Source organism: Chamaesiphon polymorphus CCALA 037 (genome assembly GCF_003003845.1).
GTDB classification, from domain to species: domain Bacteria; phylum Cyanobacteriota; class Cyanobacteriia; order Cyanobacteriales; family Chamaesiphonaceae; genus Chamaesiphon; species Chamaesiphon polymorphus.
Window position 1 is genome coordinate 1 of the sequence record NZ_PVWO01000185.1, and the last position, 10,163, is coordinate 10,163.

Here is a 10,163-nt window from a genome sequence, read left to right on the forward strand (position 1 = left end):
ATTCTGGATACCTGACTCGTCGTCTGGTCGATGTATCTCAAGATGTGATCGTCCGCGAACACGATTGCGGCACTACTCGCGGCTTAGTCGTCGAAGCAATGAAGGACGGAGATCGCGTTTTGATTCCGCTCAAGAATCGGATGAACGGACGGGTACTCGCCGCCGATGTTCTCCACCCCGAAACCAAAGCGGTTATCGGCACCCGCAACCAAGAATTGGATGAAGATCTGATTAAGGAAATTACTAAAGCTGGTGTGACATCGGTCTTCGCGCGCTCTGCACTGACTTGTGAAGCCGCACGATCGGTCTGTCAACTCTGCTATGGTTGGAGTTTGGCGCACGGACACCTGGTCGATTTGGGAGAAGCCGTCGGGATTATTGCCGCACAATCGATCGGCGAACCCGGTACCCAGCTCACGATGCGGACATTCCACACGGGAGGGGTATTTACGGGCGAAGTCGAGCAACAAATTCGCGCGCCGCACGATGGCGTCGTCAAATTCTCCAACCTCCGCGTGCGTGCCGTCCGGACTCGTCATGGGGAAGACCGCGAACAGGTAGAAGTCAACGGCGATCTGATCGTCGAACCCAAAGGTAAAGGTAAGAAGAAAGTCTTCAACCTCACCCCTGGTTCGTTACTACTCGTGCCCGATGGTGCCGAAGTTAAAACTGGCGATCTGCTAGCAGAAATCGCTTTGAGTAAAGGCGGACGCTCGACCGAGAAAGCAACTAAAGACGTCGCCTCCGACTTGGCTGGGGAAGTCTTATTTGCCGATATCGTACCGGAAGAAAAAACCGATCGTCAGGGTAACATGACGCGGAGTGCCCAACGGGGTGGCTTGATCTGGGTACTCTCGGGTGAAGTTTATAACTTGCCACCTGGTGCCGAACCGATGGTCAAAAATGACGATCGGATTGCCGAAGATGGCGTCTTGGCGGAAACCCGGCTGATTTCGGTCAGCGGTGGTGTCGTCCGACTGCGCGGCGAACGGGAGATCGATATTATCACCGCCTCTGTGTCGCTCGATCGAGCTAAAGTTGAAGTCGATACCACGTCTGGTCGCGAACAATACGCGATCGTTACCGATGACAATCAACGCTTCCAACTGCTGACTGCGCCTGGAACTAAAGTGCAAAACAGCACCGCCGTCGCCGAACTGGTAGACGATCGCTATCGCACGCGCACGGGCGGGATCGTTAAATTTGCCGGACTAGATGTCCAGAAAAAAGGTAAAGCCAAACAGGGCTACGAGGTCGTGCAAGGCGGAACAATCCTGTGGATCCCCGAAGAATCCCATGAGGTGAATAAAGACATCTCCCTGCTCAACGTCGAAGATGGTCAGTATGTCGAAGCAGGTACCGAAGTCATTCGCGATATCTTCTGCGGCATCAGCGGCATTATCGAAGTCGTCCAGAAAAATGACATTTTACGGGAAATTACAATCAAACCTGGCGACTTGCACCTGCTCGACGACCCCGAAGCCGGACAGTCCGTCAGCGGTACGATCTGCTATCCCGGCCAAAAACCCGTTCCCGAACTGGAAGAACTCACCGAACTGCGGTATCTAGAATACGTCGAAACCCCCGAAGGTTCGGCACTCTTGATCCGCCCCGTCGTAGAATATCAAGTTCCTGACGAACCCAATCTGCCCTCCCAAGCATCTGTCAACCAAGCTGGTGCTCAAGGCACGATCGAGTTACGTGCCGTTCAGCGCGTTCCTTACAAAGATGGCGAACGGGTGAAATCTGTCGATGGCGTCGAACTTCTGCGTACCCAACTGGTGTTGGAAATGGATTCGACTAGCACGCCTCAGCTTGCCGCCGATATCGAACTGATCGAAGAAGATAGTGGCGAACTCCGGCTCCAACTGGTGATTCTCGAATCTCTAACGATCCGGCGCGATACTGCTGGCGATAACTTGGGTGGTAGCACGTATACCGAAGCTCTGGTCACCGACGGACAACAAATCGCTCCTGGCGCAGTTGTCGCTCGGACTGAGATTCGTTGCAAACATCATGGTATCGTCCGAGGGATTCGCCAAGGTGCTGAATCCGTGAGACGGGTACTCGTCGTCCGCGATACCGATCGGACGATCGTCGAAACTAATGGTGCTACACCGACTGTCAAAGTTGGCAAGCTAGTAGTGGCTGAGAGCCAACTTGCCGAAGGCATCACCAGTTCTGAATCCGGTCAAGTTGTGGAAGTGACTGACTCCCAAGTCATCTTGCGGATGGCACGTCCCTATCGCGTCTCGCCAGGAGCGATCCTGCATATCGATAATGGCGATCTCGTCCAACGGGGCGATAACTTGGTACTACTGGTATTCGAGCGATCGAAAACTGGAGATATTATCCAAGGTCTACCTCGGATCGAGGAGCTGCTCGAAGCCCGCAAACCCAAGGAAGCCTGTATCCTCAACCGTCGCGATGGTAACGCATCTGTGGTCTACGGTGACGACAACGAACCGATCGAGATTAAAGTCATCGATGCCAGCGGTGCCGTCGAAGAATACTTCCTCGGCCCCGGTCAAAACTTACTCGTCTCCGACGGCCAAGAAGTCAAAGCCGGACATCTGCTCACTGACGGCCAATTGAATCCACACGAGATCCTCGAAGTCTACTTCAACCACTTCCGCGAAGACAATGGCGTCTTTGAAGCAGCATTACTCGCCCTGCAAAAAGCTCAAGCTTTCCTAGTGAACGAAGTTCAATCGGTGTATCAATCTCAAGGGATCGACATCGCCGACAAACACATCGAGACGATCGTGCGGCAGATGACTTCCAAAGTCCGGATCGACGATGGTGGCGATACTACCATGCTACCGGGAGAACTCCAAGAACTCCGCCAAGTCGAACAGGTCAATGAAGCCATGTCGATTACTGGTGCAGCTCCGGCTGAATATACGCCGATGCTGCTCGGTATTACCAAGGCATCCTTGAATACCGATAGCTTCATCTCGGCTGCGAGTTTCCAAGAGACTACTCGCGTCCTGACTGAAGCCGCGATCGAAGGTAAATCTGACTGGTTGCGCGGCTTGAAAGAGAACGTAATCATCGGTCGTCTGATCCCGGCGGGTACTGGCTTTAACGCCTACGAGGACTCTAACTTCTCCAGCCCGATTATGGACAACGATTATGGCTCTCCAGGCATGTATGGAGCCTACGATGGCACCATTGGCAGCGATGAGGATATGATTCTCGACGATCGCACCGCCCGCAGCTACGATCTCGACGATCCGATGCTCGGTGGTCTATCGATCGTCAAGCCTACTAGTCCAGAAGAGGAAGATGAATTCGCTGGACTCTACGGCGATACTGTCAAATCCAGTAGCTCCGACGATGACGATGATTTCGATTGGGCACCGCCAGGGGACGGTGATGACGATGACGATTTTGAATAATTGTCATTAGCAATCACACTATGTTGAAAGAGCATTATTCCTTAGAATAATGCTCTTTCTTTTATTTAAAACCGAATTACAGCGGTTTGAGATCTAATACCAAATCCGGTTAGTAAAACCCACCAACCTTGCCCTCACCCCCAACCCCTCTCCCAAGCTTGGGAGAGGGGAGCTAGAGCCGCAGGATCTGGCGGGGTGAGGGCAACAGGATTGTACTAGCAATAAAGAAGTCTGTATGAATCGGATTTGGTATAATATACCACACCAAAATCTAGGATGGTGCGTTGCCCTAGCGGGATAACACACCCTACCAACTGTGGTTCATTTGAACGGAATTTGCTGTAAGATTTACTCAGATCTTTCCCCAAAGCCAAAATCTCTGGCCAAGCATGGGAAAGGGTAAAGGAACATACTCATCATCTATCGTTTACCCCTTTACCCCTTACCCTTTTCCCTTTCCCCTCACATTACTACTTAGCGCACAATGCTTGCAGTTGTAGATGTCCCTGGTGGAAGACATGCCAGCCATCGCCCACTAGCACCGCTTCAATTCGATCGAGTTCGGCCAATTTTCGCACCGAAGCTAATGCTAACTCGCGATCGACTAACTTAGCATCTGGCAATAACATCAGCGAGCCAGCTTGATGCGCTCTGACTAGATCGCCAGCAATTAACGTAGTTTCTTGCAACAAAAGAGCTAACTCGCCAGGAGTTTTAGAACCATGTAATGCGATCGCTTCTAGCCCAGGGACGACCGTATCGCCATCAGCCAACCAGCGATCGACAGCAATGGGGAAGGTGTCGCGCTCGCCCTGCGGAGCCGCAATTTGGGCACCTGTTTGGGCGGCAATTTCTTGGCTGGCACGAATATGGTCGGAATTGGTAATGACAATCCAGCTAGCACCACCCAAAGACTGTAAATGTGCCAGATCGATCGCCGATAGGGGCAGTGGATCGATGAGCACATTCCCCTCGGCTCGAATCCAGGCAATACTATGAAAATCAATATTGCGTTCGGAATTAAACTCAGACCAACAGAACAGATCGGGACGGTGGAGGAATTTCATAACTAAGCCAAGCAGCTAACAAAAAAATAGGGGTGCGTTCGCTACACCCCTAGTGCTATTATTCCATTAATTTAGCCTAGCGTTAGAGCGGAACGATACTGGCGATCTTGCCACCTTGACGCTGAACTCTTTGCATGTGCGGAGTCAGCTCTTCATAGGTGACAATTACCGCTTTGTTAACGCGGCGGACTTTAGGATATCCGGGCTTGCTGATTGCGGCAACTTCGACCCGGAACAGGCGACCGGAACCAAATGCTGTCGATCCGCCGAACGCGCTAAAGGAAGCATCGCCTTTGAGTGCGGGTAAGAACCCAGCACCAGAAAGAGACGTTACCGCCGAAGAAGTATTGCGAGCCAAATCTTTGACCAATTTGGGAGCCTTGCCGCTCAACTGCACCCGATCGCTATTGGCAAAGCCGCGATACAGTTGGAGCAGACGCGGAAATCCGACCGATCGCTCGCACAGACCTGCATTGGCAAAGTCGCGGTAGTAGGGTACTCGATTTTCACCAAAGCTAGTTTGATACTCGGCTGAGTCGATGTAGGAGTCGATATCGGCTTCATATCCCTCATTTTGATACCGATTCATGTGCTCGGTAATTTCGGCCTGGTCGTAAGGTGCTCGCCCGAGGATATGCTTGAAATTAAGTTCGATCGTCCGGCTTTGGAAGCTGTTGTGAAAGAACTTCTGCTTGTACAGGTCTGATTTGGCAATTTGACGCACGAATTCCTGGACGGTAATTTGGCGATTGCGCAGCAAAGATTCTGCGATCGTCAGGCGTTCTGATTTCAGGAGATGAGGATTGCCCAATACCTGTTGATAAGTAGCCTGAATTACGGTTTCAATATCATCTTGAGTCGCATTAGAACGCAACTCTACTGGAGCGGCATCACCAAACGCCGACGTGCCGAGGCGAGATGCTGCTGTTGTTATAGCCACTGGCAATTCTCCTTTATTAAGTAATAAATAACAGATGAGAGAGGGCCAAGGGTGTGGTGTCATGAGATCGAATTCCCTTTACCCTTTACCCTTTACCCTTTCTCCCTTCTCCCGCCAAATTAAACCGCAGTAACACCGACGACCTTCCGGCCAGCGCGACTTAACTGTTTGAGCTTAGTCGTCAGTCGATCGTAAGGAACGAGTATTTCGGTCGTGCTGTAGCGGGCGATGGCTGAGTACTTGGCAGCAGAAGATTCTAGTACCGTCAGTCGATAAACATCGCCACGAGAGCCACCCATCGCACCAGAAATCGCTCCTGGCGAAGCACCCGCGATCGGGGTTGCCACATTCCGCGCGACTTCCCAAGTCAAGCGAGGTTGCGTTTGTCCTGGCGATCGATCGTTGTTGGCATAGCCGCCATAGAGATGAGCCAAACGACTAAAACCAATCGATCGGCTCGAACGATTGACGTGAAAATCTCGATAATAAGGAACGATACTATCCCCAAAGTTTGCTTGATATTCTACAGAGTTAAGATAAGAATCGATCTCTGCTTCGTACCCTTGAGTCAGGTACAGATCCAAATGATAGGAAATTTCGGATTGGTCGTAGGGCGCACGTCCTAGCAAGTGTTTGTAATTCAACTCGATAAAACGGACGTGAAAATTGGGATACAAAAACTTCTGACGGTAAAGTTCTGAATTGGCGATTGCCCGGACAAAATCTCGTACCGAAATATTACCCCGTACTAACAGCGATTCAGGCCCTGCCAATCGCTCGCACGCCATGAGATGTTCGTTGCCTAACACCTGCCGATAGGCTGCGGCAATTGCCGCTCGGACGTCATCTTGAGTCCAATGAGGTCGTAATTCAACGGGTTGTGTATCCTCAAAGGGGGTTATCCCCAGTCTTCCTGCCTCTTGTAAGCCAGCCATGTTTGTTACCTCCAGGCAACTAATTCAGTAAACAACTTTTTGATAAATTTTTAACTGTAATACGGATCTTAAAAGTTGCCAGGTAAAGATAAGCACAAACATGAAAGCCCTCAGTTCGCAGCTTGCACCAAATTGCCAATCTTCGGTAATTGAGTCTATGGGTCAAAATTTAGCTTTGCCCATTTCCCGATCGAGCTACCTGGTGCGAGCTACGAATTTAAAGATGTTTATCCATCCTGGCAAAAGCACTGATTACAGACCGTCGATCGTGTCATCGATGTTGGCACCATCTTTTACCATTGCTATCAAAGCATCAATTTGAGCATTGCTCACTAACTGACCGCTGGCATCGGCCTGAGAAACAACTTTAGTAAAGGCATCTAACATCGATTTTTCTCCTAATTTACTCGATTGACTAAACTTTTACTTTAAAACTGAATCGATCTGGTTAATGCTGACTGCCAAAACAGCCCGAACTGTTGCCACTAAATGAGTTCTAAACTTCATAAAGCTTTCTATACTTAGATCCGCCGCACAAAATTTTAGACTTCCCCACAGGAAATCTAGAAAATCAAAAAGTGACGTTGGCAATACCATCATGTCGGCCTTAAAAAACTCACTATTTAGCGTTAGCCTCTATAGCTTTTAGTTTTTTGCCGTCCTTACATCGCTAATTAGAGCAATTTATTTGTGCAAGATTGGTGCAATTACAAAAAATATGAGACTTAAACTAGATTAAGAAATATAATATAAGCTTTAAACCCTCTCATATCAGGCTGTTCGGTCTTTAGAGAATGTTAATTATTTGTGACATAAACTTTACAATAACTCAGTCGTTTTGACAAGATCGTTACCGATCCCCAAAAATACAGCTTTTCTTAAAACCTTGTAAACTATTGTCTTCAATAGCTTCTGGCGGACTATGCAGTCTTTTCATATCTGTATTTTCAGCCTCATCGATCGATAATTATAAAGTAAAAGTCTGTAAAGTTTTATTAGAGAGATGTAAATTCAAATCCGCTTATCTTCTACAATTTAATTGCTATTTTTCAATTTTTGTAAAGCTGAGGGTTTGTACAACGTGGCTATTCCTCTATTAGCTTATGCTCCTACTTGTCCGAATCAACGGGTAGATCCGTTGGGAGCACCAGATGACGAAGCGAACATTTATTCAACTGATGATATATTTTCGCCAACGGAAATGGGAAATCTGATTAATGCGGCTTATCGCCAGATTTTCTTCCATGCATTTAAGTGGGATCGCGAAATTGTGCTAGAATCTCAACTTCGCAACAGACAGATTACAGTCCGCGACTTCGTGCGGGGATTGCTAGTATCTAATACCTTTATCGATAGCTTTTACAACAAAAATAGTAACTATCGCTTTGTCGAACATTGCATTCAAAAGGTGTTAGGACGCAAGGTTTATAGTGAAGCTGAGAAGATTTCTTGGTCGGCGATCGTCATGACCAAAGGCGTCAAAGGTTTTATCGACGACCTGCTCAACAGTGATGAGTACATCGAAAACTTTGGCGAAAATACCCTGCCCTACCATCGCCGTCGCATTCTGCCCAGTCGTGCTACAGGCGAAATTCCGTTTAATATTACTTCGCCTCGTTACGATGCTTACTATCGCAACCAATTGGGCTTTCCCAAAGGAATTTGGCAAGAAGTCGTGCGCACCTTTGTCCCTTACGACCAAAAACTCAAGGCTGGCGATTCTCGATTGTTTGCCAATATGGCAAAAAGTATCAATCCCCGAGCGGGTGTTGCCAGTAGCATTTCTGCTTACAACATCGATATCGCCCAAAAAGTCCCTTATCGTCGTTAAAACCCGATCGCAGGCAGCTTCGATTCGTTCGCTGCCTGCAATTGCCCGATCGATCTCCGACGATCGCTATCGCCGCGATCGCCCACAGATCCAACAAGTCGGGCGATCGCTTTAACGTTCTTACCAACTCAAACTTTTTGCGATTCTAGCTGGTATAACGAATTGAGCGATAAAAATCCAAATCCCACTTTAGAAGCCAAATCCAGCAACGTGTAGCCCATTGTTTCTTGCCCTTGACTGAGGACACCTAAACCAGTCGCTGCCAAAATCCAAACGACAGGATACAAAGTCCACAGTACGACATGCGCGGTTAACAACTTCCGAAATACTTGCTTGGCGTGGGGGTAGTGTCGATCGGCTTGCTGGCGGTAGGGTTTTAGTAATAGATAGAGCGTAGCAACAAACGCACCACAACTTACCAAATACCAGATTTGATTCATCGGTTTGGGCGTAATTGCACCGACAAAACCAGTCGCAATCATATAGGCATTCGCGCCAATTAAGCTACAGGTAATAGGTAAATTAGTCCGCCCCAGAAATGCTAGATCGAGAATCAGTAAAGGTGTCGAGCAAAACCAGGTCACATATCTCACCCAGAATGTCGGTCGATCGTAAAGCGTTAGGCTTTAGGTTTTAGGCAAAAGGCAGAAGTCTTGTGGAATGCAGTTCCACCCATTACCCATTACCCATTACCCTTGTCTCGGCAGTCGATCGGTCATAACTAGCAACTTATGCGATCGATCCCTAACCCCTGTTAAAATTGTAGAAATTGTTAAAATTTTTACCGAAACTTAACTCTCAGGAGACATATAGTAACTATGAGCCAAAAATCCTTGGTGATTTCCCCGTCCATCCTTTCTGCGGATTTTGGCCGCTTGGGTGAAGAAATTCGGGCTGTGGATGCCGCTGGCGCGGACTGGATTCACGTTGATGTAATGGATGGACGGTTCGTACCAAATATTACTATCGGCCCCCTGATTGTCGAAGCCGTTCGTCCCCATACCAAAAAGCCCCTGGATGTCCACTTAATGATCGTGGAACCAGAAAAATATGTAGCTGATTTTGCTAAAGCTGGCGCAGATATTATCTCCGTCCATGCCGAGCACAATGCATCTCCTCACTTGCACCGTACCTTGGGACAAATCAAGGAATTGGGCAAACAAGCGGGTGTAGTACTCAATCCCGGTACGCCATTAGAATTAATCGAATACGTGCTCGAATTGTGCGATTTGATCCTAATTATGAGCGTCAACCCCGGTTTTGGCGGTCAAAGCTTTATTCCGAGTGCAGTTACCAAAGTTGCCAAGTTACGTCAACTGTGTAACGAGCGTGGCTTAGATCCTTGGATCGAAGTCGATGGCGGACTCAAGGCTAATAATAGCTGGCAAGTTATTGAAGCTGGTGCCAATGCGATCGTGGCTGGTTCGGCGGTATTTAATGCGCCTGACTATGCTGAAGCGATTAAAGGCATTCGCAATAGCAAACGTCCAGAATTAGTAACAGCATAAGAACGAGCCAAGATCGAAAGCGAAAAGGGGTAAAGGGAAGAGAGATCGACCTTTATCCCTGTTTGTTTTTTCTGGCTAGCCACAATCTCAACCCTTTAGAAACATAACGATCGCGATCGGGAGTTGCAGGTGAAATGTTATCCGAAATTGTTGAAATTGTCGAACGAATCCCAACGGTAAGCGAATATCAACTTTTGAGAGCATCTGTGGGTTGGCACAATCATTCAGTGACAATTGTCGAACCCTCTCTCCAAAATTCTTTATATAGCGTGTGTGCGATCGACAGCGATCGTGTAGTTGGATGTGGACGAGTAGTTGGAGATGGCTATCTCTATTTTTATCTTCAAGATGTCATAGTTTTACCAAACTATCAAGGTCGGGGGATCGGTTATAGAATCACTGAAAAAATCCATAACTACGTACTATCGATCGCCCAACCCGGTACATTTTTTGGTTTAATGGCCTGTCTCTTATACACATC

8 protein-coding genes and 1 pseudogene are annotated in these 10,163 nt (G+C 48.3%); 4 read left to right on the forward strand and 5 right to left on the reverse strand.

Features of this window, described 5'->3' with window-relative positions:
- A partial coding sequence (locus C7B77_RS14920) for a DNA-directed RNA polymerase subunit beta'' (protein ID WP_106306205.1) occupies positions 1 to 3,401 on the forward strand: 3,401 nt, incomplete at its 5' end.
- Between the two features lie 470 nt (positions 3,402 to 3,871).
- Here C7B77_RS14920 and C7B77_RS14925 read toward each other — a convergent pair.
- From C7B77_RS14925 to C7B77_RS14940, 4 genes are all read right to left on the reverse strand, one after another.
- Positions 3,872 to 4,468, reverse strand: a complete 597-nt coding sequence (locus C7B77_RS14925) for an MBL fold metallo-hydrolase (RefSeq protein ID WP_106306208.1) — start codon at positions 4,466 to 4,468, stop codon at positions 3,872 to 3,874.
- Between the two features lie 82 nt (positions 4,469 to 4,550).
- Positions 4,551 to 5,408, reverse strand: a complete 858-nt coding sequence (locus tag C7B77_RS14930; RefSeq protein WP_106306220.1) for a phycobilisome linker polypeptide — start codon at positions 5,406 to 5,408, stop codon at positions 4,551 to 4,553.
- A 119-nt stretch (positions 5,409 to 5,527) separates the two neighbouring features.
- The gene (locus tag C7B77_RS14935; protein WP_106306211.1) at positions 5,528 to 6,343 is read right to left on the reverse strand and encodes a phycobilisome rod-core linker polypeptide; all 816 of its coding nucleotides are present in this window, start codon (positions 6,341 to 6,343) and stop codon (positions 5,528 to 5,530) included.
- Positions 6,344 to 6,595: 252 nt separating this feature from the next.
- Positions 6,596 to 6,730, reverse strand: coding sequence for a hypothetical protein (locus C7B77_RS14940; RefSeq protein ID WP_342761359.1), 135 nt, complete (start codon positions 6,728 to 6,730; stop codon positions 6,596 to 6,598).
- Positions 6,731 to 7,424: 694 nt separating this feature from the next.
- Here C7B77_RS14940 and C7B77_RS14945 point away from each other — a divergent pair.
- Positions 7,425 to 8,174: a phycobilisome rod-core linker polypeptide gene (locus C7B77_RS14945; RefSeq protein WP_106306223.1), complete on the forward strand. Its 750-nt coding sequence runs from the start codon at positions 7,425 to 7,427 to the stop codon at positions 8,172 to 8,174.
- A 128-nt stretch (positions 8,175 to 8,302) separates the two neighbouring features.
- Here C7B77_RS14945 and C7B77_RS14950 read toward each other — a convergent pair.
- Positions 8,303 to 8,773: pseudogene (locus C7B77_RS14950) on the reverse strand (bacteriorhodopsin); the annotation flags it as partial.
- 219 nt (positions 8,774 to 8,992) lie between these two features.
- On the opposite strand from C7B77_RS14950, the gene rpe reads away from it, so the two are divergent.
- Both rpe and C7B77_RS14960 read left to right on the forward strand, forming a co-directional pair.
- The gene (gene rpe / locus C7B77_RS14955) at positions 8,993 to 9,682 is read left to right on the forward strand and encodes a ribulose-phosphate 3-epimerase (RefSeq protein ID WP_106306214.1); all 690 of its coding nucleotides are present in this window, start codon (positions 8,993 to 8,995) and stop codon (positions 9,680 to 9,682) included.
- 134 nt (positions 9,683 to 9,816) lie between these two features.
- Positions 9,817 to 10,163 (forward strand): GNAT family N-acetyltransferase (locus tag C7B77_RS14960; RefSeq protein ID WP_106306217.1); only part of this gene is annotated, 347 nt, incomplete at its 3' end.

Excerpts from the sequence above, each read along its gene's own strand:
- C7B77_RS14925 (WP_106306208.1), bottom strand. The coding sequence starts at position 4,468 with ATGAAATTCCTCCACCGTCCCGATCTGTTCTGTTGGTCTGAGTTTAAT.
- C7B77_RS14935 (WP_106306211.1), bottom strand. The coding sequence starts at position 6,343 with ATGGCTGGCTTACAAGAGGCAGGAAGACTGGGGATAACCCCCTTTGAG.
- C7B77_RS14940 (WP_342761359.1), bottom strand. The coding sequence starts at position 6,730 with ATGTTAGATGCCTTTACTAAAGTTGTTTCTCAGGCCGATGCCAGCGGT.
- rpe (WP_106306214.1), top strand. The coding sequence starts at position 8,993 with ATGAGCCAAAAATCCTTGGTGATTTCCCCGTCCATCCTTTCTGCGGAT.